At 62.0% G+C, this 26,149-nt stretch carries 12 protein-coding genes; 3 read left to right on the plus strand and 9 right to left on the minus strand.

Translation table 11 applies throughout. From position 1 onward, the window contains the following. Positions 1 to 124: 124 nt before the first annotated feature. From ACA046_RS22380 to ACA046_RS22390, 3 genes are all read right to left on the minus strand, one after another. Positions 125 to 8,041, minus strand: a complete 7,917-nt coding sequence (locus ACA046_RS22380; protein ID WP_497674991.1) for an amino acid adenylation domain-containing protein — start codon at positions 8,039 to 8,041, stop codon at positions 125 to 127. Positions 8,042 to 8,043: 2 nt separating this feature from the next. After that, entirely contained in the window at positions 8,044 to 14,589 is a 6,546-nt protein-coding gene (locus ACA046_RS22385; RefSeq protein WP_497674992.1) for an amino acid adenylation domain-containing protein, read from the minus strand. Positions 14,590 to 14,744: 155 nt separating this feature from the next. Continuing rightward, entirely contained in the window at positions 14,745 to 15,728 is a 984-nt protein-coding gene (locus tag ACA046_RS22390; protein WP_497674993.1) for a TauD/TfdA family dioxygenase, read from the minus strand. Between the two features lie 189 nt (positions 15,729 to 15,917). Here ACA046_RS22390 and ACA046_RS22395 point away from each other — a divergent pair, with 189 nt between their 5' ends. Beyond that, the gene (locus ACA046_RS22395) at positions 15,918 to 16,169 is read left to right on the plus strand and encodes a type II toxin-antitoxin system HicA family toxin (protein WP_459022531.1); all 252 of its coding nucleotides are present in this window, start codon (positions 15,918 to 15,920) and stop codon (positions 16,167 to 16,169) included. Further along, entirely contained in the window at positions 16,166 to 16,522 is a 357-nt protein-coding gene (locus tag ACA046_RS22400; RefSeq protein ID WP_459022533.1) for a type II toxin-antitoxin system HicB family antitoxin, read from the plus strand. Before ACA046_RS22395 ends, ACA046_RS22400 begins: the two co-directional genes overlap by 4 nt. Here the strand turns inward: ACA046_RS22400 and ACA046_RS22405 are convergent, their stop codons facing one another. Then, positions 16,523 to 17,695 (minus strand): MFS transporter, encoded by a 1,173-nt coding sequence (locus ACA046_RS22405; RefSeq protein ID WP_497674994.1) that lies wholly within the window; start codon positions 17,693 to 17,695, stop codon positions 16,523 to 16,525. A gap of 133 nt (positions 17,696 to 17,828) precedes the next feature. Between ACA046_RS22405 and ACA046_RS22410 the strand changes: the two genes are divergently transcribed. After that, positions 17,829 to 18,413 carry a TetR/AcrR family transcriptional regulator gene (locus ACA046_RS22410; RefSeq protein WP_459022537.1) on the plus strand — a complete coding sequence of 195 codons (585 nt, stop codon included), beginning with the start codon at positions 17,829 to 17,831 and terminating at the stop codon, positions 18,411 to 18,413. 916 nt (positions 18,414 to 19,329) lie between these two features. Here the strand turns inward: ACA046_RS22410 and ACA046_RS22415 are convergent. The 5 genes from ACA046_RS22415 to ACA046_RS22435 all read right to left on the minus strand — a co-directional run bounded on the left by ACA046_RS22415 (position 19,330) and on the right by ACA046_RS22435 (position 26,099). Then, positions 19,330 to 20,841: an MDR family MFS transporter gene (locus ACA046_RS22415; RefSeq protein ID WP_459022539.1), complete on the minus strand. Its 1,512-nt coding sequence runs from the start codon at positions 20,839 to 20,841 to the stop codon at positions 19,330 to 19,332. Continuing rightward, on the minus strand, positions 20,831 to 21,961 hold the full coding sequence (locus tag ACA046_RS22420) for an HlyD family secretion protein (RefSeq protein WP_497674995.1): 1,131 nt from the start codon (positions 21,959 to 21,961) through the stop codon (positions 20,831 to 20,833). The genes ACA046_RS22415 and ACA046_RS22420 overlap by 11 nt, the downstream gene beginning before the upstream one ends. Next, positions 21,958 to 23,406, minus strand: a complete 1,449-nt coding sequence (locus tag ACA046_RS22425; RefSeq protein ID WP_497674996.1) for an efflux transporter outer membrane subunit — start codon at positions 23,404 to 23,406, stop codon at positions 21,958 to 21,960. The genes ACA046_RS22420 and ACA046_RS22425 overlap by 4 nt, the downstream gene beginning before the upstream one ends. A 464-nt stretch (positions 23,407 to 23,870) precedes the next feature. Next, entirely contained in the window at positions 23,871 to 25,112 is a 1,242-nt protein-coding gene (locus tag ACA046_RS22430) for a hypothetical protein (protein WP_497674997.1), read from the minus strand. Between the two features lie 246 nt (positions 25,113 to 25,358). Beyond that, positions 25,359 to 26,099 carry an AraC family transcriptional regulator gene (locus ACA046_RS22435; RefSeq protein ID WP_497674998.1) on the minus strand — a complete coding sequence of 247 codons (741 nt, stop codon included), beginning with the start codon at positions 26,097 to 26,099 and terminating at the stop codon, positions 25,359 to 25,361. Positions 26,100 to 26,149: the final 50 nt, after the last annotated feature.

Raw genomic sequence — 26,149 nt, forward strand, 5'->3', positions numbered from 1 at the left:
CCTCTCCTACACCAATACCGGCTCAACGCCCGGGGGCACGCGGGGGTGTTGAACACATGAAAGAGCCGGACAATGTCCGGCTCCTTGAATGCTGAAATGTGGGAGTCAGGTGTCCCTCTCCCTCCTACGAAGTCAGCTCATCAATTTCCTCTGTAGTAAGACGTTTGAGGGCCTCCAAAGATTTAGCCAATTCGCTGTGAATCGTCTGACTCTGGTCCTGCTTGCCGGCAGCCACCTTGCTGAACGCGGCCAGGGTCGGATGTTCGAACAGTTCGCGCAGGCTGACCTCGATCGATAACTGCTCGCGCACACGCACCACCACTTGCACCACCAGCAGCGAGTGGCCACCCAGTTCGAAGAAGTTGTCACCCAGGCCTGCCTGCGGCACTTTCAACACATCGGCCCAGATGGCGGCCATCTGTTGCTCCAGCTCGGTCACCGGCGCTATATAGTCCGCCTGCAACTGGCTGGCCGAGGGCTGCGGCAGTGCCTTGCGGTCCAGCTTGCCGTTGGCGGTCAACGGCAAGGCAGGCAGCATCACCCACTGCGCTGGCACCATGTAGCCCGGCAGGCTGGCACGTACATGCTCCGCCAGCGCGGTACGCAGCTCGCCCAGCACCTGCGGGCCGGCCTCGATCAGCGCCGGGTCGCGAGGCACGCAGTACGCAACCAATTGCTTGCCACCGACACCTTCGACATCCACAACCACCACGCCCAGCAGCGCCTCGTGAGCCTGCAGGCGCGCCTCGATCTCTCCGAGTTCAATGCGATAACCGCGAATCTTCACCTGGAAATCGGCTCGGCCAATGTACTCCAGCACCTCACTGCCGGGCTGTTGCCGGGCCAGGTCGCCGCTGCGGTACAAGCGCCCGCCGGGATGGATGCTGAACGGGTCAGGAACGAAACTCAGGGCGGTGCGCACCGGGTCACCCAGGTAGCCGCGCCCTACTCCCACACCAGCAATATGCAGCTCACCCGTAGCCCGTGCCGGCATCGGCTCGAGCAAATCATTCAGCACATACAAACGGTTGTGATCGGTGCGCGTGCCAATCGGCAAGTGCGATTGCCCAGCGGGCTCCCGGACGCGGTACAGGGCCACGTCGTCGGAGCATTCCGCAGGACCATAGGCGTTGATCAACTCGATCTGCGGGTAGCGTTCCAGCCAGCGTGCAGCGAGTGCGGGCGGCATGGCTTCCCCCGTGGTCAGCAGGTAACGCAAGCCGGGCAACGCTACTGCGGGCAGCTCCAATACCGCCTGAATCATCGCGGGGACGCACTCCAGCACGCTCACGCCCGTGGTGCGTACATGTTCCAGCAACTGTTGCGGATCCTGGGCAATGGCATCCGGGATGATTTGCACCCTGGCACCGCACAAGGTGGCGGTCAGCAATTGCCACACACTGATGTCAAAACTCTGGGACGCCGTCTGGGCAATCACATCCGCCGCACTCAAGCCCAGGTAAGGGATTTTGCTCAATTGGTTATTGAGCATACCGGCCTGTTCAACCATCACGCCCTTGGGTACACCGGTGGAGCCTGAGGTGAAGATCACGTACGCCAGCAGGCGCCCGGCATCCGACGGCAGTGCGCGCAAGGGGTTGGTCAGCGGCGGTTGCGCCTGCACCTGCTCCCATACGAGCAAGGCCGGCGGCTGCTCAAGCCCCTCGAGTAATTGCCGGGCAAGGGTGTGGCACGCACTGTCGCACACCAGCACCGACGCACGGCTCAGGCCCAGTACATCCGTCAGGCGTTTCAGCGGCAGGTTCGGGTCCAGGGACAAGTAGCCCGCACCCGCCTTGAAGGTACCGATCACCATGCCCAGCAACGGCAGGTCGCGTTCACCCAGCACAGCGACCAGGCCATCGGCCTCGACGCCTGCCGATTGCAGGACCCGGGCCAATTGGGTGGACTGTACGTCCAGTTGGTCATAGGTCCAGCTACGGCCCTGGCAACTGGCGGCGATACGCTGGCGGTTGTCCGCAACGGTTGCGCCGAACAACCGGGCATAGCCCTCGTTGAGTGACGCCGGCAGTTGATCGACTTCGGACACGCCGTGGCTCAGGCACGGCAGTTGATGGAACGGTTGATCCAGACCCTCGGCCAGCGCCAGCAACGTGGCCTGGAAATCAGCCAGCAAGGTTTCGATGGTCGCCGCGTCGAACAGACGCTGGTCATAGGACAAATGCAGGCCCAGCACTTCACCCGGGTACACCACCACCGTGATCGGGTAGTTGGTGTGGGTGCGAGAGGTCCCGGCCTGGACTTTCATGCTCGCCGCCTGCACCCCCACGCTGGATTCCACCGGCGCGTTTTCGAACACGAACAGGCTATCGAACAGTGGTTGCCCGGCGCCGATTTCACTGCAACCCTGGACAGTCACCAACGGCAGGTGCTCATGCTCGCGCAACCCCAGGTTATGTTCGAACAGTGACTGCAACCACGCCCTGGCACTCTGTGTCGACCCCGCTCCCGGCACGGCTACGCGCAGTGGAATACTGTTGATGAACAGCCCTACTGTCGCCTGCATTTCCGGGAACTCGATGGGCCGCCCCGCCACGGTGATGCCAAACAGTACGTCCCGTTCGCCGCTGTAACGTTGCAACAGCATCGCCCAGGCACCTTGCACCAAAGTATTGACCGTCAGTTGCGCGCTCTGCGCCTTCTGAGCCAATGCGGCACTCTGTTCGCGGCTGAAGTAGACGATCCGGTCGTCCACCCTCGCCTCCCCTTGTTCACGGTTGATGGTGTGGTCGAACGGCAACGGCGTCGGCCGCTCGAAACCACGCAGGTTGTCCGTCCAGAATTGCTTGGAGGCACCCTGATCCCAACCTTCGAGCAAGGCAATAAAATCACGGTAGCGCGAAGGCACCGGCAGTTGCACCGGCACCCTCTTGAGCAAGCCCTCATAAATCTTGAAGAACTCATCCACAATGCCCATTCGGCACCAGGCGTCCAACAGCACGTGGTGGTTGCTGAAAACAAAACCGAAGCGCTCCGGCGCCAGCTGGATCAGGCGCAGGCGGAACGGTACTTCCCTGGCCAGATCGAAGCCCTGGTGCAACTCCTCCGCCAGCTCGGCAGCCAGTTTGCTTTCGTAATCGGCACTGTCGACGTGCTGCCAATCGTAAAAACGAATGGCCGGCTCCGGTCGCCTGTGAACGATCTGCACCATGCGCTCGCTGACATCCCAGCAGAATGAGGTACGCAGTACTTCGTGGCGTCCGACGACGAGCTTCCAGGCCTGCATAAAGGCCGGCACGTCAATGCCGTGCTCCACCAGGTAGCAGTACTGCATCATGTAAATGCCCGAACCGGGCTCCAGCAAGGTGTGCAATAAGAGACCTTCCTGCATCGGCGACAGCGGGTAAATGTCCTCGATGTCCCGCGCAGCCACCGGCAGGCGGTCCAGTTGCTGCTGGGTCAGGCCGGCCAACGGGAAGTCCCCCGGCGTGACGCCTTGGCTGGTTTCGTCAAGACAGTGTTCGATCACCTCCTTGAGTGCCTGCTCGTAGGCACTGGCCAGGCGCTGCACCGTATCCTCGCGGAACATCTCGCGGCTGAAGGTCCAGTCCAGGGTCAGCTCGCCGTCATACACCTGGCCATTGATGCTCAGCCAGTTACCCAGCGGCGCATCGTCGCTCTGACGCTTGCCGGTGCCTTCGCTCGCCGGTACGAACAGAGCGCCCTGCTCCCGGGCGAAACTGCCGTCGAACTGCCCGAGGTAATTGAACGTCACCCGGGCTTCGGGCAGCGCACGCAGTTGAGCGGCAAACGCCTCGGCACCGAGGTAACGCAGCACGCCGTAGCCGATCCCCTTGTTGGGCACCTGCCACAGTTGCTGCTTGATGTGTTTGATGCTCTCGCCAACCGAGGCCTGGGGTGTGAGCTTGACCGGGAACAAACTGGTGAACCAACCGACGGTGCGGCTCAGGTCGATGTCGTCGAACAGGTCTTCGCGACCATGACCTTCCAGGGCAATGCTCACCGCCGGCTGCCCGCTCCACTGGCACAGCACGCGGGCCAGGGCAGTCAACAACAAGTCGTTGACCTGGGTCCGATACGCCACGGGCGCCAGCTTGAGGAGTTTGTGGGTCAGGTCCTTGTCCAGGCGTGAAGAGACGTTGGCGGCCTGACGATTGGTCAGCGCACCGTCGACGAAGTCACAAGGCAACGCCGCGCTCCCCTGATCCAGCGCGTTGAGCCAATAATCACGTTCAGCCGCCAGGGCTTCCTCGCCGGCATAGCGCTCCAGATGCCCGGCCCACAGTTTGAGCGAACTGGTCTTGGCATCCAGGGTGATGGCGACGCCCTGGTTAGCCTGTTGATAGGCGGTTTGCAGGTCATCCAGCAGCACGCGCCAGGAAACACCGTCCACCACCAGATGGTGAATCACCAGCAGCACACGTTGCTGGCCGTCCGGCAGATCGAACAGCACCGCACGCACCAACTGGCCCTCGTTCAGGTCGAGGCTGCCTTGGGCTTCATCGGCTGCGTTGGGCAGGTGCGCAAGGTCATCCAGGGTGTTTTGCCAGAGGATGGGCTGAGGCGCACGGGCCCGGAGTTCAGCACGCCATTGGCCTTGCTGCTCGCTGAAGCTCATGCGCAACGCATCATGGGCCTGCACCAGCGCTTGCAATGCAGCTTCCAGGGCAGCCGGGGCCAGGCGTTCGGCGGGGGTCAACAGCACTGACTGGTTCCAGCGCTGCCGCTGATCGACAGGCGTCTGGAAAAACCGCGCCTGAATCGGCAACAACGGGACGCTGCCATTCACTTCCTGCACCGGCCGTGGTGCCGTGGTGCGAGGTTTTTCCTCAACCCGTTTGGCCACTTGCGCCAGCAGACCGACGGTCTGCTTTTCGAACAATTGCTTGGGCGTAATCTTGATGCCCTGGCGTTTAGCCCGGGCAATGATTTGCAGGCTGAGGATTGAATCGCCGCCCAACGCGAAGAAGTTATCCGTGGTGCCCACCTGCTCAAGCTTGAGCACATCGGCCCACACACTCGCGAGCTTCTCTTCAATCTCGCCCACCGGTGCCACGTACTCGCGACTGACCACTTCAGGCTGGGGCAAGGCACGCTTGTCGAGCTTGCCATTGAGGGTCAGCGGCAAGCGCTCGAGCAGCAGGATGTGGGCCGGGACCATGTAGTCCGGCAAGCGTGCCTGCAACTGCGGGGCCAGTGTTGCAGCATTGATGTCGGGGGCCGCCACGCAGTAAGCCACCAGTTGCAGACGGCTCGGATCACTTTCCAGGGCTTGCGCCAGGACCACCGCATCCTGCACACCCTCGAGGGTGCGTAACAGCTCGGCGATTTCCCCGGGCTCAACCCGGTAACCGCGAATTTTGACCTGCTCATCGGCACGGCCCAAAAACTCCACCCGGCCCTGTTCGACACGTGCCCGGTCGCCTGCCCGATACAGGCGCTCGCCGTGACGCGCCTGCGGGTCTGGCACAAAACGCTCGGCGGTCAGTGCCGCGCGGCCCAGGTAACCCTGGGCAACGCCCTGCCCGCCCAGGTACAACTCACCCGCCACCCGTTCAGGCACGGGGTTCAACCCGCTATCCAGCACCCGCACCCGGCTGTTGGCCAGCGGCCGGCCCACCGGCACGGTGCGATAACCCTCGAGGTTTTCCAGCACTTCATGACTGAGAATCCCCACGGTGGTTTCCGTTGGCCCGTAATGGTTGACCACTCGGCAATCCGGATGCAGTTGACGCACCTTGTCGACCAATGACCAAGGACACGCCTCGCCGCCGACAATTAGCAGACGCCGAGGCAGCACACCGCCAGCGTCGGCGGCCTGCAGCAGCCCCTGCAAGTGACTGGGCACAATTTTCAGCACATCCACCTGGTGCTCGTTCATGTAGCTGGCAAAACTGTCCGGGTCGAAAGCATGGTCCTTGGTCAGCAGGTGCAACAGCCGGCCGCTGGCCAGTGCGCCAAACAGCATGGTGTGACCCAAATCCGCCGCCACAGTCGATGCCATGGCCATGCTCGCCCCCGCCGGTACCTGCAAGCGCTCCAGGACACCTTGCACGTAGTTGGCCAGCATTTGGTGGCTGAGTACCACGCCCTTGGGTTGGCCGGTGGAGCCCGAGGTGTAGATCACATAGGCGGTATGCTGGGGCAATACGTCGCTGCTCACGGCCGCGTCATCGCAGTGACTCCAGGTAGCCGGTTCAAAGGCCAGTACCGGGCAGGCGTCCAGTTGCCCCAACAGCTCATCGCCAGAAGGACGAATCAGCAAGGCCGCAGCGCTGTCGACCAATAGCGTTTGCAGGCGTTCGGTTGGCTGGGCGCCGTCCAGCGGCAAAAAGGCCGCCCCGGTTTTCAGCACTGCAAGAATGCTGATGACCCATTCAATGGAGCGCTCCTGGCACAAGGCAACCAGGCTGCCGGCGCCGATCTGCTGCTGACGCAGGTAAGCCGCCAACTGGTTCGACTGGCGCTCCAGCTGCGGGTAAGTGAGCATTTGGTTGCCACACCGCACCGCTGGCGTGTCACCCGCCATTTCCAGCGACTGCTGCCACAGGCTGAGAAAATCGGTGTGCGCAAACGCGAGCACGTCACCTTCCAGGGAAGCCGGGGCGGCGTGCGGATGGTCGAGCAAGCGACTGTCCGGGGACTGTGCCAATTGCTGCAGCAACTGATGCAACGACTGGGCGATACGCGCAATGGTCGGCGCTTCGAACAGGTCTGTAGCGTAGGTGAACCAGGCTTCGATACCGTTCGGGCTATCGCTGAAGTCAAACGCCAGGTCAAAACGTGCATCAGCACTGCTCAAGGGGAACTCTTCGACGCTCAACCCGCTCAGCGTCTTGCGCGCGCCTGCGCTGCTGGCTTCGCCCGCGACGTTCTGGTTGAGCTTGAACTGGAACAGCGGGTTGTGGCTCAGGTTGCGCTCCGGCGCGAGGGCATCCACCAGTTGCTCGAATGGCAATTCCTGATGGGATTGTGCGCCACCCACCACGTGTTTTACCTGCTCAAGCAGAGCCTGGAAGGTGGTGTATTCATCGACCTGAACACGCATGACCTGGGTGTTGATGAAGAAGCCGATCAGCCCCTCCAGGTCCTTGCGATTGCGCCCGGCGTTCGGCACGCCGATGCGGATATCTGACTGCCCGCTGTAACGCGACAGCACCACGGCCAATGCCGAGAGCATCAGCATGAACAGGGTCTGACCGTTTTTCTGCGCCAGCGCCTTGAGGCTTGCCGACAAGGCCGGGGCAATATCCGCCCGCAGCACGGCGCCCTTGTAGCTGGCCTGGGCTGGGCGCGGGTGGTCCAGAGGCAACTCAAGCACCGGTTGCTCACTGCCCAGTTGTTGTTGCCAATACTGCAACTGACGCTCGCCCTCGCCAGCTTCCAGCCAGGCGCGCTGCCAAATGGCGTAGTCGGCGTATTGGATCGGCAACGGCGGCAGGCTTACCGCCTGCCCGGTCACCAGGCTGTCATAGCACTGCACGAAGGTCTCGACCATCAGTTCGCTGGACCAGCCGTCACTGACGATATGGTGCATGCACACCGTCAACACATGCTCGTCCGCATCCAGGCGGAACAGTTTGACCCGCAGCAGCTGGTCGTTGAGCAGGTTGAACGGCCGACTCAGCTCCTGCTTGACCAGGGTGTCGAGCGTTGCACGGTCGTCCACGGTTTCGTGTTCCAGGGCAACGCCTGGGTGTTCGAGGATCTCCTGGTAAAACTCGCCGTCCTGAGAGACCAGGCGCGTTCGCAGGGTTTCGTGGCGCTGCACCAGTTGGCTTAACGCCTGGTTCAGCGCGTCGAGGCTCAGCTCGCCCTTGAGGCTCACGGCCATCGGGATGTTGTAGAAGGAGCTGTCGGGTTCCAGTTGCCACAGGAACATCATGCGCTGTTGCGCATACGACAGCGGGATGCGCGCCACGTCATGACGGGTAGCCGCAATCGGCAACAGCTTGAAGCTCTGGCCGGTGGCCTGCATTTTTTCCAGGATCTGGCGGCGCTGCTCCAGTGGCAGGCCAACGAAGCGCTTGGCAATCCGTTCAGCTGTAGTCTTATCCATGTTCAAGCCTCCGTCATTTCGTTCATCAGTTGCTCGATATCGGACAAGCCCGCTTCAGTCAGCGATTGGCCGGCACTTTCCAGGGTTCGTGAAAACTCACTCAAGACAGGTGTCTCGAAGATCTGGCGAATTGGCATATCGATGCCCAGTTGGGTGTTGATTCGGGAAATCGCCTGGGCCGCCAGCAAGGAGTGGCCGCCCAGCTCAAAGAAGTTGTCGTGCATGCCGACCCGTTCGATGCGCAGCACCGTGGCCCAGATGTCACACAGTTGTTGCTCAAGGTCCGTGGCCGGGGCCACGTAATGGGCCTGCATCTGACGGGCATCCGGGGCCGGCAAGGCCTTGCGGTCGAGCTTGCCGTTGGGGGTCAGGGGCAGCTCGGCCATCCACATCAGGTGCGCGGGCACCATGTAGTCCGGCAGGCTGCTTCTCAAGTCCTCGCGAATGCGCCCCAGCAACGCGGCCTGGACCTCGGCGTCGGCATGCAGGATGGCCGCATCGGCCGGCACCAGGTAGCCCACCAGTTGCTTGCCGAGCACGCCATCGATATCAATGACCAAAGCGTCGCCCAGCGCCGGGTGCTCCAACAGCCGCGCACTGATTTCCCCAAGTTCGATGCGAAAGCCACGAATCTTCACCTGATGATCAATGCGGCCGACGTATTCGATTACGCCGTTTTCAACGTAGCGTGCCAGGTCGCCCGTGCGGTACAGGCGACCTCCAGGATGTTCGCTGAACGGGTCGGGGATAAAACGTTCCGCCGTCAGCGCAGGGCGATGGTGGTAGCCGCGCGCCAACAGGCCGCCGCCGATCTGCAGCTCACCAATAGCGCCGGGAGCGGTCAGGGCCGCACCGTTATCCAACAGGTAAATCGAGCGCCCGCCCAAGGCCTTGCCGATAGGCATCAACGCCGGCGGTGCCGAACTGTCTGGCGCGGCGAACGCCGTGCAGTCATGAGCGGTGACCGTCACGGTAGCTTCGGTCGGCCCATAGGTATTGAGCAACCGTACATGGCCCAGGCCTGCCTGTTTCCACGCCACGACACCCTCCGGCGGCATGGCTTCACCACCTGCGTGCAACTGGTGCAGGCGCCCGTAATCGCGCGGCCCCTTGGCGGCGAAATCCTTGGCCAACATGAACCAGTAGGCAGTGGTCAGGTCGACCACGCTGATGTCCTTGTCGATCAATTCACGGTAGAACGTTTCGCTGTCCCACAACGCCGGCCCGCGTATCACCACCGAGGCGCCGCACGTGAGTGCGGGGTACAACTGCTCGACAAACCCATCAAAGTTAAAGGTGGCGAATTGCAGGATCCGGTCGCTCGCCGACAGGTTGAAAAACCCCAGCGAGACCTGGGCATGCAGGCTCAGGGAGCCCTGATTAATGGCCACGCCCTTGGGCCGCCCGGTGGAACCCGAGGTGTACATCACATACGCCAGGGACTGCGGGTCAACAGGCACGCCCAGGTTGTCGGCGCTGTAGGCCGCGAGCCAGTCGCCCGGCTGGTCGAGACACAGGCTGGGCAGCCCCGGCGGAATCGGCAGCCGGGACTGCAGGGCCGTCTGGGTCAGTAGCAGGACAATCGCGCTGTCCTCCATCATGTAGGCCAGGCGCTCACGGGGATAGTCCGGGTCCAGCGGTACATAGGCGCCGCCGGCCTTGAGGATGGCCAGCAGGCCGATCACCATGTCCAGGCTGCGCTCAACGGCAACCCCAACCAACACTTCCGGCCCCACACCCAGTTCACGCAGCTTATGGGCCAGGCGGTTGGCCTGGCGATTCAGCTCGGCGTAGCTCAGTTGCTCATCACCCATCAGCAGCGCCGGTGCCTGGGGCTGCTCGTGCACACGCGCTTCGAACAGGCGCGCCACCGCGGTATCGGCCAAGTGGGTGGTCTGTGCACCCTGGCACCAGTCGCGCTCAAGGCGTACCTGCTCCTGCGGCGAGAACAACGGTAACCGGTCGACGCTCACTTGGGGTTGTGCAGCCAGGGCGTGTAACAGGTTCAACCAATGTTCGGCCATGCGTTCGATGCGGGCGTGGTCAAACAGATCACTGGCATACACGAACGTCGCCAGTACACCGTCCGAACGCTCCACGGTATCGAGCGACAAATCGAACTGCGAGGTGCCTTCGATCAGGTCGAGTTCCTGCACATCCGCACCGATCAGACTTTGCCCCGTAACCTGTTCGCCCAGGTCGCGCATGTGGTTGTACATCACCTGGAACAACGGGTTATGGCCAAGGCCACGCTCCGGCGCCAACTCCTCCACCAGAACGTCGAAGGGGATGTCTTTGTTGGCCTGGGCCTGCAGGCTGGTTTCCTTGACCTGGGCCAGTAGCTGATTGAAGGTCGCGGTAAAATCCACCCCGACCCGCACCACCAGGGTGTTGACGAAAAAGCCAATCAGGCCTTCCAGTTCCAGGCGGTTACGGTTGGTCACCGGCACACCGACGTTGATCTTTTCAGTGGCACTGTAACGCGCCAGCAGCAAGCCGAAAGAAGCCAGGAATATGTGGAACAAGGTGGCATTGGCGTTCACCGCCAAGCGGCGCAAACTGGCCGCCAGCTCAGCGGGCAGGTGCACGTCGATGCGGCCGCCGCGGTAGCTCTGGACCTGCGGCCGAACGCGGTCGGCGGGCAGCTCCAGCACGCTGAAGTCATCTTCCAGCCGGGCTTTCCAATAGCCCAATTGGGCCTGCATCTGCCCGTCGTTGAGGCGCTCGCGCTGCCACGTGGCATAGTCCGCGTATTGCACAGCCAGCGGCGCGAGCGCGACAGGTGGCTGCCCCGAAACCCGGGCGTTGTAGCTGGCGATGCACTCACGCACCATCACACTCATGGACCAGCCATCGGAAACGATGTGGTGCATCGTCAGCAACAGCAAATGCTCCTCGGCCCCGACTTGCAGCAGCTTGATACGCAGCAACGGGCCGTTCGCCAGGTCAAAGGGGCGCTGGATCTCCTCCTGCAACTTGAGCTCCAAAGCCTGGCCCTGCAACGCACCGATGAATTCCTCGGCGAGGGGCACCGAAAGGCTCGGCAGGACTTTCAGACAGGGCACGCCCTGCTCTTCCACAAACACCGTGCGCAGGCTTTCATGGCGCGCCACCAGCGCATCGAATGCCGCGCGCAGCGCCAGCTTGTCCAGGGAACCGCTGACTCGCACGGCCATCGGCGTGTTGTAGGCCGAGCTCTGCGGGTGAATTTTCCAGAACAACCATTGCCGGTGCTGGGCATGGGACACCGCGAGGTTCTGCTGGCGATCAAGGATTCGAAACGGCGCGTCATCCGCGCCGGCCTGGCCGGTGATCTCGGCGCAGAAACTGCGCAAGTCCTGGGTGTCGAACAGCAATCGCAACGGGATATCCAGCCCCAATTGACGGCGCGCCCGGGAGACGATTTGCGTGGCCAGCAACGAGTGACCGCCCAGTGCAAAGAAGTTGTCGCCCAACCCCACACGCTCGACCCCTAGCACCTCTGCCCAGATACTCGCCATGAGTTTTTCATGGTCGGTGACGGGAGCCTCGTACTGCCGCTCATCACTCGTAGCGCCTGGGGCCGGCAAACGGCTGGCGTCGACCTTACCATTGGCAGTGAGGGGCATTTCATCAAGAAACACGATCTGCCCAGGGATCATGTGCTCGGGCATAAAGCCCCTGAGAGCCTGTTGCAGCTCGACGCCCGAAGCTTTCAGGGCCGCCTCGTCCTGTGGCGCCTGGCTGGCAACCACGTACGCAACCAATTGCAGCGCATCGGGCACACCGGTGACCCGGACCAGCGCTTTCCTGACGCCCGGCAGCGCTTGCAGACGCTGCTCGACTTCGCCTGGCTCGACCCGATAGCCACGAATTTTCACCTGATGGTCCATGCGCCCGATAAACCGCAAAGCGCCAGTCGGGTCACGCCGCACAAAGTCGCCGGTGCGATACATCCGCGAGCCGGCAGGGCCGTGCGGGTCCGGCACGAAGCGCTCGGCCGTCAGCCCCGGACGAGCAATGTAACCGCGCGCGAGACCAACGCCCGCGATGTGCAATTCACCCTTGGCGCCGCCGAGTGTTGGCAGCAGGCTCGCGTCCAGTACCTGTATCCGGACGTTATCCAGCGGGCCACCCAAATGAAGCGGTTGCCCGGCTACCAGCGGCGCCGTCAGCGCACCCACCGTACCTTCGGTCGGCCCGTAGTGATTGATGACCGCAAGCGCTGGAGAAAACCCGGCAATCCGCAACAGCAAAGCCTCGGAGCAGGCTTCGCCCCCGAGGATCAGGCACTCGCGAGGCAATACTGCACCGCTGCCGCTGGCCGAAAGCATGGCATCCAGGTGCGACGGTACGATCTTCAGCACATCGATCCGGTGTTCGGTCATATAGGCCGCAAATGCATCCGCATCCAGCACCCGCTCCTTGCTCAACAGGTACACGGTCTTGCCATTGCACAGCGCACCGTAAAACACCGTGTGCCCAAGGTCCGCAGCCGGGGTGGAAGTCATCGCCAGGTTGTGGATGTCGGCCATCGGCAAGCGCCGTGAAACAGCCTGCACGTAGTTGACCAGTGCACCATGGGAAACCGCGACGCCCTTGGGCGTGCCAGTGGTGCCGGAGGTGTAGATGATGTAAGCCAGATTACCCGGCGCAACCTCAACGCAAGGTGCCGTACCCGGCAGATCCGCGATGCGGTCGAAGGCGATCGACTGTACGCCCACAGGCAACGTTTGCGCCCAATCCGAAGGGGCGAGGACGTGAACAATGCCCGCATCATCAAGCATAAAGGCCAGGCGCTGGGCTGGCTGATCAGGCTCAAGGGGCACATAGGCTGCACCGCACCTGAGGATCGCCAGCATCCCCACCAACATGCCCGGTGACCGGTCGGCCACCACACCCACTGCCTGCTCTGGCACAACACCTGCCGCCTGCAACTGCTGCTGCAACTGCCCGGCCTGCCGGTTCAGTTCACCGTAGCTGATGGCGTGGCCCTCATGGACCGCCGCCACGCGCTCGGGAAAATCGCGGGCAACCTGTTCGATCAGGTTGTGCACGCACGTGTCCGGCTCGACGGCAAGCCCGTCCTGAGCCCGCAATTGCTCACCCAGGGGCCATTCACCGACAGGCAGTGCGGTTTCCTGCGCCAGGCCCCGCAGCACCTGCACCCAATGCTCAGCCAGACGGACAATGGTCGCCCGGTCAAACAGGTCGACAGCAAAGGTAAACGCCGCCTGCAACTGCCCGTCACTTTCAACGGTATCGAGGGCCAGGTCAAAGCGCGCCGTGGTCTTGGGCTGGGCGGATTTTTCCAGTACCAGCCCGGAGCGGGTCTTGATGGTCTGGACGTCCGTCACGTTCGCCTGATGGTTGAACAACACCTGGAACAAAGGACTGTGGGCGGTGCTGCGGTCGAGGTTAAGCACCTCCACCAGCTTCTCGAACGGCAGGTCCTGGAAGGACTGTGCCTCCAGCGCGCTGGCCTTGACCCGGCGCAACAACTCAGTCGTATCGATCAATGGGTCAATGTGGGTGTGGAGCACTTGGGTATTGATAAAGCACCCGATCAACCCCTCGACCTCAGTACGATGCCGATTGGCAACCGGCACCCCTACGCGCTGGATGTTTTGCCCGCTGTAGCGGTACAGCAACAAACTGAAGGAAGCCAGCATCAGCATAAACAGGGTGACATTGTGTTTTCTGGCGACACCCCTCAGTTGGGCTGCCAATTGCGGATCGATATCCACGGCGTACTGCTCGCCACGATGCCCCGGCACCGCAGGCCGTGGACGGTCGGCCGGTAATTCGAGGACCGGATGCTCGTCACCGAGCTTGTCCAGCCAATACGTCAGTTGCCGTGCCTGCTCACCCGCTTCCAGCCAACTGCGCTGCCACAGTGCGTAATCGCGGTACTGAATGGGCAAGGCCGGCAACGTCGCCGTTTCACCCGAGCTGGCAGCATCGTAGAGCCGCACCAGTTCATCGATCAGAACCCCCATCGACCAACCGTCGGCGACGATGTGGTGCAACGTCACCAGCAACAGGTGTTCGTCATGGTTTTTCTTCAGCAACTTGATACGCAGCAAAGCCCCTTGAATCAGATCGAACGGTGCAAGGGCTTCGGCACGGGTGACTGTGTCGACCCGCCCGTCGCGCTCAGCGTCTTCGAACGCTGAAAAGTCGATGAATTCGACCCTGACCTCCCCGGCATCAAGGACGTGCTGAAGTACCTGGTCATCCTGCTCGCGAAACACCGTACGCAAGGTTTCGTGACGGCCCAGCAGACTATCGACAGCCTGCTGCAACGCTTGCCGATCCACCTCACCCAGCAACTTCACGGCCATGGGCAGGTTGTAGGCACTGCCGCGCGGGTCCAATTGCCAGGCGAACCACATACGTTGTTGCGCATAGGACAAGGCGTCCCGCCCCGCCACCTGAACATCGGACGCAATGGGAAAAAGCGAAAAGTCGACGTTCTCCGCTTTCAAGGCTTCAAGAAACAAATGCCGCTTCTGCGCAGGCAACTCGATAAAACGACGAGCGAGTCTAAGTGAATCTTGAGCGTTCATGCATTCCGTCCTTACTGATCTGCGGCCTGGCCTGCGGGCCAAGGCGTTTCCAGTAGAACGAGCAAGGGAGGGGCTAATTTAGACAGTAAAGCCGCTGGCCGATCACCTGCACGCAACGCCGTTGGGCGCTGCGCCTGGGCTCGCCAAGTAAGCGTTCAGCGAGGTTGCTCGCTATAACCTTGTGCCATCGCCACGACCACCTTCCGGGGCCCGGTAAAGGGCGAACGCGCATGAGCGGCGAGCATGTTGTCGAGCATCAGCACATCCCCCGCCTGCCAGGGAAAACTGATAGCGCACTCGTCCAGTACCCGACGCACCTCGTCCAGCACCTCGGCCTCGATGGGCGAGCCGTCACCGTAATAAACGTTACGGGGCAGGTCCTCTTCATCGACGATGTCCAGCAAGGTTTCCCGCACCTCGTCCGGCAGGTTGGAGACATGGAACAAGTGCGCCTGATTGAACCACACCCAATCGCCGGTCGACGGGTGCCGGGCCACCGCCTGGCAGGTCTGGCGAGTACGCAACTCGCCATCGTCTTTCCACTCCCACTCGATGGCGTGCGCTTGGCAATAGGCCTCTACCACACCCCGATCTTCGGTGTTGAATACCTGCTCCCATCCCACATCCAGGCCATTGCCATAATTGCGCACATACATCAGGCCCTTCTCGATAAAACGCTGGCGAACATACTCCGGCATTCGGCGGTACACCTCCCGACTATCGGCAATCGGCGTTTCACCGCCGGTCTGCGCGGCAATCACGCTGTAGAACCAGATTTTCATTGGCCACTCGAGGGTGTAAGCCTGCTCGTTGTGCAACGGAATGCTCTGATGCGCAGGGTATTCGGTCGAGGTGTACACGCCTTGGGTGACATTGCTGCGCGGTGTGGAGCCAAACTCGTAATTGAGCAACGGATGACCAAATGCCTGAGCAAACTGGCGAAACGCGTCCACACCGCCCACCTCAAAGCCGCGAAACAGGATGCCACCCGCCTGCGGCAGATGCTGTTCAACCAGCGGTTGAAGCTCGTTGAACACATCCATCAATCCGAGACCAGGCTCCGGGGCCTCGATCAACAATGGCAAGCTGCTCCGCTCACTCAACAAAGGGGAGGCATTGAATTCCAGCAGTACGTTCATGTGGCTCGGCTCCAAAGGCACGTCGTCCCTATAAAACGAATCCGGAGGGGAAAAATTAGCGGGGGATTTGTTGCGCAGGCAGCAGTGTCATCAAGGGTTACATCAAACACCAAGTGGCTCGGCGAGGCTGTCCTATCATTGACTCAACCCATCAATTGCAACTACATTTAGTTACAGGCAAGGATCGCCGTGTCGAAAAATGAAAAGCTGCTGGCCAAACTGCTCAATGAGCAATCAGCGTTTACCTGGCCCGAACTCGTCACGCTGCTGGGGCGCCTGGGCTACACACAAATCGAAGGGGCGGGTAGCCGGGTCAGGTTCGACAAAGGCGACCCCAGTGCAATGATCACCCTGCACAAGCCTCACCCCGGCAACGAACTGAAACACTACATTCGGCGCCAAATCATCGAACAATTGAAATCAGGAGAACTGATTCAGTGAACAATCAGCTGAAACACAAAGGCTACATCGGCTCCATCGAAGCCAGCATCGAAGACAATTGCCTGTTCGGAAAGCTGCTTTTCATCAAGGCACTGGTCAGCTATGAGGGGAAAACCGTCGCCGAACTGGACGCGGCCTTTTGCAACGCGGTAGACGACTATATCGAGACCTGCGAAGGCCTTGGGCAAACACCGGAAAAGCCCTGCAAGGGTTCGTTCAACGTCCGAGTCGGCCACGACCTCCATTTAGCCGCCGCCCTCGCGGCGACCCGGCAAAAAGTCACGTTGAACGACCTCACACGGCAAGCGCTGAACGAATTCCTGCAACATCGCGGCGCACTCGTTGCAGGGTAATCAGCCCAACCGCCGATACCCCAACACCGCCGCCCCAAGCACCACCGCCCCCGCCGCCAGCGCCACCCAGAACCCACTGGGGGCGCCGAAGTTGTCGATCATCCAGCCGGAGCTGGCGGCGCCAATGGCCACGCCGATGCTCAGGCCGGTGATCAGCCAGGTCATGCCTTCGGTCAGGCGGCTCGGCGGGACGATTTGCTCCACCAAGGCCATGGACACGATCAGCGTCGGGGCGAAGAACAGCCCGGAGATGAAGATCGCCGCCGCCAACCCGGGAATGTTCGTCACCAGCAGCAGCGGCAACGTGGTGATCGCCGTGGCCACGCCGCAGTACAGGAACTGGCGCGGCAAGGGCGCTTTCAACTTGAGCGCGCCAAACGCCAGCCCGGCCAGGCACGAACCGATGGCGTATACCGACAACACAATGCTCGCGGCGGCGGGCTGGCCTTGATGCTGGGCGAAGGCGACGCTGACCACATCCACCACGCCGACGATAACGCCCATGGCCATCAACAGCACCATCAGGATCAACACCGAGGGCGAGGCGATCAGCCAACGGCCGTGTTCGGCGTGGTGTTCATGCACCGGTGGTTCAGTGCGGCGTTGCATCACGAATGCCGTCACACCCACCGCCAGGAACAGTGCCGCAATCAACGGCCCCGCTTCGGGAAACAGCAGCACACACAAGCCCACCGAAACCGGCGGGCCGACAATGAACACCACCTCATCCAGCACCGACTCCAGGGCAAACGCGGTTTGCAACTTAGGCTGGCCGCGATACAGCTCGGTCCAGCGCGCCCGCACCATGGCCGACATGTTGGGCATGCAACCGGCCAGGGCGGCGAAGATGAACAGCGTCCACGTCGGCGCCTGCAAGCGGGTGCAGAGCAACAGCAGCAACAGCGCGCCGCCGCCGATGGAAGCGGCCACCGGCAACACCCGGCCCTGGCCGTAACGGTCCACCAGCCGTGAGACCTGGGGCGCGCAAAACGCGGTGGCCAGGGCGAAGGTGGCCGTCACTGCACCCGCCAGTCCATATCCGCCGTGCACTTGTGAAAGCATGGTGATCAAGCCGATCCCGGTCATGGAGATCGGCATGCGGGCGAGCATGCCCGCCAATACAAAAGCCCTGGAACCTGGCGCCTGGAACAGCTCGGCGTAGGGGTTTTCCATGTGTGTAACCTCTTCCTGAGCGCCCTGAAACTTGCTATTCGAGGTATTCGGGGCAAAATACATACGGTGCGTATGTGATAAATCATGCGTAACATACGCACCGTATGTCAATCACCTATTGCGAGCCTTACCCATGAGCCGAGCCCGTGCCGACATGATCGAAGACACCCGCGCCCGCCTGATCGCCAGCGCCCGCCAGGCCTTCGCCACGCAAGGCTACGCCCAGACGTCGATGGACGACCTCACCGCGCGCGCCGGCCTGACCCGGGGTGCGTTGTACCATCATTTTGGCGACAAGAAAGGCTTGCTGGCGGCGGTGGTTGCGCAACTGGATGGTGAAATGGACGCGAGCCTGCAGCGTATCTCGGAACAGGCCGTCAACCCTTGGGAAGGGTTTTGCGAGCGATGCCGGGTTTATTTGCGCATGGCTCAGGATCCCGAGGTCCAGCGCATCGTATTGCAGGATGCCCCGGCGGTGCTGGGCGCAACGGACCAGCAGCAATGCGTGGACTCGCTGCGCCGTTTGCTCGATGACCTGATGCAAGCGGGCCTCGTCGAGCAGGCGTGCAGCCAGGCGCTGGCGAGGCTGATCAATGGCAGCCTGGTGAGCGCATCGTTGTGGATCGCCCAGGATGGAGACCCGGGGGCGCGGCTGGAAGAAGCCTTGCATGGGTTGGAGTTGTTGTTGCGCGGGTTGAAGCCCCATGCCGTTCGCTGAACGAGTGCGGCGGGGGTTGTCAGGATCCAGGGGGGCATATCCGTTATTTAGGTAACGGCCGCCTATGGTTCCGCTCTTACAGCGGGTCACTTTTTTACAAACGCCTAAAAAAGTAACCAAAAAACGCTTTGCCCCACCACTCGGTGCCTCGCCTAGGCTCGGCATGCCCGCACTCCGGCCCGATTCCGCGGGCCGCCGCGCCGGGCCATCCATGGCCCGGCGCGGCTAAATCGGCATCCCTGCCGATTTACCCGCTCCACCGTGCCTACTTGCGGCCATCGTGGTTGACGGGGCCCGCAGATCAAGATCAAAAGCAGATCAAGGGCACAGCGGCCTACAGGCCGGCTTGAGTGTTAAAAGCAAAAGCAGAGCTGCTTTTCTGTAGGAGCGAGCTTGCTCGCGAAAAACCTGAGAACGCCGCGTTGAACCAGGATGCCATCGTCATCGTTAACGACCTTCGCGAGCAAGCCCGCTCCCACATTTGAACCGTGCCCGCTTTAGCTTCTGATTTTGCTGTTGCCTTTGCTTCACCACACTCAAGCCGGCCGGGAGGCCGCTGTGCTCTTGATCTGCTTTTGATCTTGATCTTAGGCGCCCCGTTAAACCACGCTGGCCGAACGCAGGCAGTACGGAGCGGGTAAACCGGCAGGACGCCGGTTTAGCCGCGACGGGGCAGGGACGCCCCGTCGCGGCGGCCCGCTTCGTGCTGCCGGAGTGAGGGCACACCGAGCCCAAGCGAGGTGCCGAGTGGTGGGGCAAGAGCGTTTTGCTTACTTTTGCGCTCTTCAAAAGTGAGCCGCTGTAAGAGCGGAACCAATACCAGCCATCACCCAAATAACGGATATGTACCCAGCCCCCCAACCATAAAAACCCACCCGAAACATTGCGCTCACCTGTGCGAACCACAACATTGACCCTAGATACGCCGCAACATCAACGCCGCCACCGCACACGCTGCCAACGCCACACACGCCAGAAAGAACGCATCACTGTAGGCCATCAAAAACGCCTGATGGCGCACACTCTGGTCCAGCAAGTCCAACACCACCTGATGCTCCGGCAACTGCTCTTGCAGCACCCCGCCCCCAGGCAAGCGCTGTTGCAGCGCCGGGTCAAACAGCGTCACCGACTCGCCGATCCGCGCCGAATGCACTCGCTCGCGCACCACCACCAATTGCGCCAGCAGCGCCGTACCGACCGCGCCCCCCAGGTTGCGCAGCATCGAGAACACCGCCGACGCCGACCCCGCCTGCGCCTTGGCCAGCCCATGCACGGCCAGCACCGACAACGCGACCATGATCAACGGCTGACCAATCCCGCGCACCACGATCGAGGGCACGATCACATTGCTGGCGCTGTCCGCCGACAGGTGCGCGCCCATCCAGCAGCCCAAGGCCATGATCGCAAACCCCGAGGCCACCAGCATTTTTGCACTGACCCACTTCATCAAGCGCGGCAGAAACGGCGCCATGATCAATTGCACCAGCCCATACGCAATCAAGCTCACGCCAATTTCGCTGGCGTTGTAGTGCTGCAATTGCGACAAATAATTGGGCACCAGAAACACCAGCCCGTAGGTGCTCGCGCCAAAGATAAACATCGCCACGCTGGCCACGCCAAAGTTGTAGTGCCCCAACAGCCGCAGGTTGATAAAGGCATGCTTGCCCCACAACTGACGGGCCACGAAGCCGATCAATCCCACCACCGCCAACAGCGTCATCCACACGATAAAGGGCGAGCCGAACCAGTCCTTGCGCCCGCCCTCCTCCAGCACGATCTGCAACGCGCCCAGGCCCAGCACCATGCAGCCGATGCCCAACCAGTCGCCCTGGCGCAACAGGCCGAGTTTCATCGGCTGGCGATCGATCGACCAGGCCACCGCCGCCAGCAACGCAATCCCCGGGAACAGTTGCAGGTAGAAGATCCAGCGCCAGGAATACGCGTCGGTCAGCCAGCCACCAATCGACGGCCCGGCGGCCTGGGCCACACTGTTGGCCAGGCTGAACAAGGCCATGCCCAGCGGGATCTTGCTGGCCGGCAGCTCAGTGATGATCAGCTGGAATGACAAGGGAATCAGCACCGCCCCGGCCGCGCCCTGCACCACCCGGATCAGAATCATCACTTGCAGGTTGGGCGACAGCGAACACGCCACCGACGCCACCAGGAATATCCCCGAGCCCCACAGCATCACCCGGCGCAGGGAAAACACCTGCACCAGCCACGCGGTGAGGGGAATCATGATGATTTCCGCTACCAGGTAAGCAGTGGAAATCCACGAACCCTCCTCAAAGGTCGCGCCCAGTGCGCCTTCGATTTCCGGCAGCGCTGCGCTGGTGACGTGCACGTTCATCCCGGCCATGAAGCAGCCGAACAGCCCGCCGATCACCGCAACCCAGGCGCGAAACGGCACACGCCCTTCAGCCTCCATGAACGTGCTCCTGGCTCACGGCAGGACGGGTGTTGACCGTGGCGATGACCGACATGCCCGGAAGAACCCGCGACTCGCCGGGCTCCAGGCGGATCTTCACCGGAAACCGCTGGACGATCTTGGTGAAGTTGCCGGTGGCGTTGTCCGGCGGCAACAGCGCGAACACGGCACCGGAGCCGGGGGCGATGCTTTCCACTTGGCCGTGCCAATGCGCGCCGGCAAAGCTATCCACCGCGATCTCCACCGACTGCCCGGGCGCCATGTGCTGCAACTGGGTTTCCTTGTAGTTGGCAATCACATAGGCCTGTTCCACCGGCACCACCGCCAGCAGTGGCAGGCCTGGCATCACATACTGCTGGCGACGAACCTTGCGCTGGCCCACCACGCCGTCGAAAGGCGCGCGAATCTCGGTGTCCTTCAACGCATTGCCGGCCAGGGCGAGATTGGCCTGGGCCTCGCCGATGCGCGCCTGGTGCTCGACAATTTGTGCCTGCGCCTGTTGCCGGCGCGCCTGCAAGACCTGCAACTGCGCTTGCTGGCGCGCGACCTGGGCGCTGGCTTGTACCAAGGCCGCCTGGGCCTTGGCCTGGCTGGCGCTGACGGTTTCCAGGTGCTGGGCGCTGGCCACCTGTTGTGCGACCAACTCGCGATAACGCTGGTAATCGAGCCTCGCGCGCCGGGCCTCGGCCTCGCCGCTGCTCAACGCCGCCTTTGCCTGGGCAATGCGTTGCTGCTGCTCGCCCATTTGCGCGTCGAGGGTTTGCAGCGAGGCCTGTTGCGCCGTCGCTGCCGCCTGCGCCTGTTGCAGTTGCGCCTGGGCGCTGTTCAGGCGCTCGGTGAAATCCCGGTCGTCTATACGCACCAGCACATCGCCGGCCTTGACCGGCTGGTTGTCTTCCACCAACACCTGGGCCACATATCCGGCGATCCGTGGGCTGATGGCGACCCAATCGGCGCGTACATAGGCATCATCGGTTTCTTCCAGAAAACGCCCCCACTGCCACCAATACCCGGCAAAGGCTGCCAGCCCCAGCAACGTAGCGAGCGATGCAGTGGTCACCAGGGCGCGACGATGGCGTTGCATAACGGAGAGGCGAATCGGTTCAACAGCCTGGTTCATGGTGTGGCTCCATTGACAGCGACAGATAAGGGGGCGGCTGGATCGTCACGCTGCCAGCCGCCACCGAGGGCCTGGAACAGGTCGATCTGGCGATTGATCAGGCGCAGGTCGGACTCGGCCAGGCGGGCCTCAAGGCCCACCAGGCTGCGCTCGCTGTCCAGCAGTTGCAGGGCGTCCAGCGCGCCGGCGTGGTAGCCACGGGAGGCCAGGTCGAAGGCGCGGCGGTTGTTGTCCAGCGCGGCGGCCAGGGCCTCGCGCCGCTGTTGTTCGCCCTGGTACAAGGCCATGGCCTGCTCGACCTGCTTCAACGCGTTGAGCACCGTGCCGTCAAACTGCGCCAGGGCCTGGCGTGCTTCGGCCTGGCTCTGCTTGACCCGCGCCTGGGCGATCTGCCGATTGGGAAAACGCCAGGACACCAGTGGGCCGACGGAGTAAACCGTCGCGTAGCGGTCACCGAGTTTGCCCAGGCTGCTGGCGGATGAACCGAGCATCGCGCCAAAGGTAATTCGCGGGTAAAGCTCGGCCCGGGACAGACCCACCGTCGAGGTCGCCGAGCGCAGTTGCCCCTCGGCACGGCGGATATCCGGCCGCCGTTGCACCAGCGCCCACCCCTCGCCCACCGGCAACGCCGCCTGCAATTGCGGGCTGTGGGCACAGCTGCGTGGTGTGACCTGCTCGGGCGGCAACCCGCTGAGCACCGCCAACTCATACAACGCGCTGCTGCGCCGAGCCGTGAACATCGGCAAGGGCGCGCGGGTTTCTTCCAGCAGGCCTTGCAGGCGAGTCAGGTCCAGGTCCGTCGCCGCACCGGCCTTTTGCAGCTTTTGCGTAACCGCAACGCTCTGCTCCAGCAACTGCACCGAGTGGGCCTGCACCTGCTCCTGAAATCCATAAACACAGGCCTGGGCATAAGCGCGGGCCGTCTGCGCGGCCACCGTCACCCGCAATTCGTCTTCCAGCGCTCGCGCCACTTGGGCATCGGCCCGTGCCGCGGCAATGCGATAACGCACCTCGCCCCACAGGTCGAGGGTGTAGCTCAGGGAAAACTCAGGCGTGTGGCTCCATTCGGCACCGGCATGACGGTTGGTGGCCTGGGCCAGGATCTGGTCATCCCGGCTGCGACCGTAGGCCAGGCCATAGTCCAGAGCGGTGGACGGCAGGCGCTCGCCGTCCACCTGCTCCAGCCGCGCCAGCAACGCGTCGACATGGGCGGCAGCGGCTTCAAGGTCTTTGTTCTGGCGCAAGGCCCGCGCCACCAGGGCGTCCAGCTGCGGGTCGCGGTACAGCTGCCACCAGCGGGCGGGCAATGGCTCGGCCGACTCGACGGATAGCCGCAGCGCGGGCTGCGCGGTGACGGTCGACGGCTGGCCGGACACGCCACTGCACCCGGCCAGCACACTCAACAGGACGATGGGCATCCATGGATGAAAAGAAGGGCTGTGCATCACAAGGCTCGCTCAAGAAGGAGCCTTGCAGACTAGGCAGATGGCCTGTCCGATTCGCCCGCGTCAGGGCCATGTATCGTCGCTAAACGGACAACAGCGTTACATGACGCAACACAGCGTACGGGCGGAGCGGCCTAGCCTCTTAGCAGTACTCTTTGCTGACGACCCCAGAGCGCGGATCCTTCACAAAAACAATTCCCCCGCGACAGGAATCGACGGAGGGGGCATTCTTCTCGGTAACCCCTGTGGCGTAGGGAATTGGGGCATCCGTGTAAATCCCGGGACGGAAAACGGCGCTAAACAATGTCCAACCCGAACTCTGTGCAAACTTTTCAAAATTAGCGTGATTGGATAGTTTTGATATTGCTACGCTGCTCGGCACGGCCCCGACCGCTATCGAAGCACACACCATGCACATGATCATTTTCCTGATGTTCATTGCCCAATCCTCCTTACTCTTTTGCTCAAGGTAATGTGGTCGTGACGCTGATCACAGTTTGCGCAGCGTCCAGCACCATACCCGCCATATAGCTGCCATTTTCAGAGATGACAGCCACTTGGCTGTTGCTCCCTCCGCCTATAGTGGGCACACAAACGCTTCCAGCCGACGGTGCCCACGTGCAACCCGTGATGTATTGACTGGGAGTGACAGCGTTCAACGTGACCCGGCTTCCACCGGCTATTGCCCCTGCGTCTCCCCATACACTTCCAGTGGGTAGCGGGATGAACTGAACAATCGGCAACGGCAAGGTCGACGGCTGCCAGGCAATGTACTGTCTACGCCCCTCGATTGTCGTTTGAACAACCAGAGCCAACCCAGCCTGATTAATGCCGACGGCGGTGTTCCTTGACCCCGTTGATAGCGTCAGCACCAAAGGCGCCGCTGTGTTGCTGCTCCAATAGGCACTTTTAGCGACGTTGGTCGCCGAGTTGGGATAAATACACGTACCGATGAACTGCGATGCGTTATTCGTTTGGGAAACAGTGCAGTAACTGGCCCCCGTTGGCAGCGCCAGCGAGGTCACGCTGAAAGCCGCCCCGGTCTTTTCAGCGACTTTCGCAGTAGAATTCCCGGCACTATTGGGACAGTTGAGCGCGATCATGAGATTGCCTGATGCCGGCAGATTTACATCGACGGCGGCACAGCCGTCTCCCCAATCCGATACACGCTGCGGCGCACCTGTACCTGCTGGGTAAAACACCACAGTGCCTTGGCGGCTCGCGTTAAAACTTGACCCGACAACATCGCCTTGGCCGTTGATAGCAGTGCCTGTGGTGTCAACGTCCTTGGGGCGAAGCAGGGGAATCAGAAGTGTGGCAGGCAAAGAATCCAGCTTGAGCGGTGTGGTGGTTGGAGACACCGAGCTCCACACGACTGCAAAGGAGGCATTGTTGGCATCCGAGCAATCCCCCACTGCTTGCCCCGAATGCGCAAGCCCCCATACCGAGCAAGGCTGCCCACTGACCAGCGTCGCCAAGGGTGATTGAGCACCGTGGGCAGCGCCATCTCCGACCCAAGGTACATTATTGGCGGTGGTGCTGGCGGGCGTACAGTTGCCGACGGTCATACCACTGTTATTGATACTCGCCGGCGTGCACTGGGCACCTGCCGACGATGAAAACGCAACCCATGTCGCGGCCTGGACGCCCCCCAAACCCACAATCGAGAGACCGCTGACCAGTAAAAATCCATGTAGATGATTCATCTTCGATCCTTCCCTGAAAATAACTTTTAGGACTCATCCTGCTTGCCGCTGCGTTTACTAATGCCGCACAAACGAGATATTTACTACTGTCATTTCTAACAGGTACTAAACGAGTTAAACCGTGATTTTCTGGCCCCTCTTTCCCGATTAACCACTCTGGATCGGCCCCTCCGGCATCCCGCTGATTGCTCTGCACTAGCCCAACGAACTCAAAAAAGCGACTAACGGCAACCAGCGCATTGGTTATCAAACCGGCCGAAAATGACTCGGCGGATAGCCCAACGACTTGCGAAACATCGCACTGAACGCACTCGGGCTCTGATAACCATGCTCCAGCGCCACCTCTAGAATCGACACGCCCTGGGCCAGCAGTTTCAAGCTCAAGGCCAACCGCGCGCGCTTGCGCCATTCACCGAAACTCATGCCCAACTCGCGCTGGAACACCCGGCTCAGGGTGCGGGCGCTCATGTTCAGGCTGTCGGCCCAGGATTCAAGGCTGCTGTCATCAGACGGGTTGCGGATGAAATGCGTGCACAGCCTGGCTAGCCGTGCTTCGCCGGGCACCGGCACGTGCATCGCCACCACCGGCGCGGCGAGCAGTTCCATGCGGATCAACTCGATCATGGCCTGCAAACGCGGGCTGTGGTGCCCGGCAATCTGCGTGGCGGCGACGATCAGCTCCCGCAGCAACGCCGACACTTCGATCACCTGGCAGGTGCGCCCCAGCCCCGGCTCGGCCTCGGGCATCAGGAACAGCGTGCGCATATGCACTTCGCCGGCCATGCGGATCTCGTGCGGGGTTCCGGCCGGCACCCACAGCGCATGCCCGGACGGCACCAGCCAACTGCCCTGGGCGGTGCTGACCACCATCACCCCGGACACCCCGTGGATCAGCTGCGCCTGGGCATGGCAATGGGGATGCACCACGTCGTCGTTGCGGTAGTTGTCGGCATAGGCTTCAAGCCAGGGGCGGGTTTGGCGGTTCATCGGCTCAGGTCTCGCATCAATCAGGCGTTGATTCTAGCGAAAAATCCGGT

Source organism: Pseudomonas sp. LBUM1641, assembly GCF_059716235.1.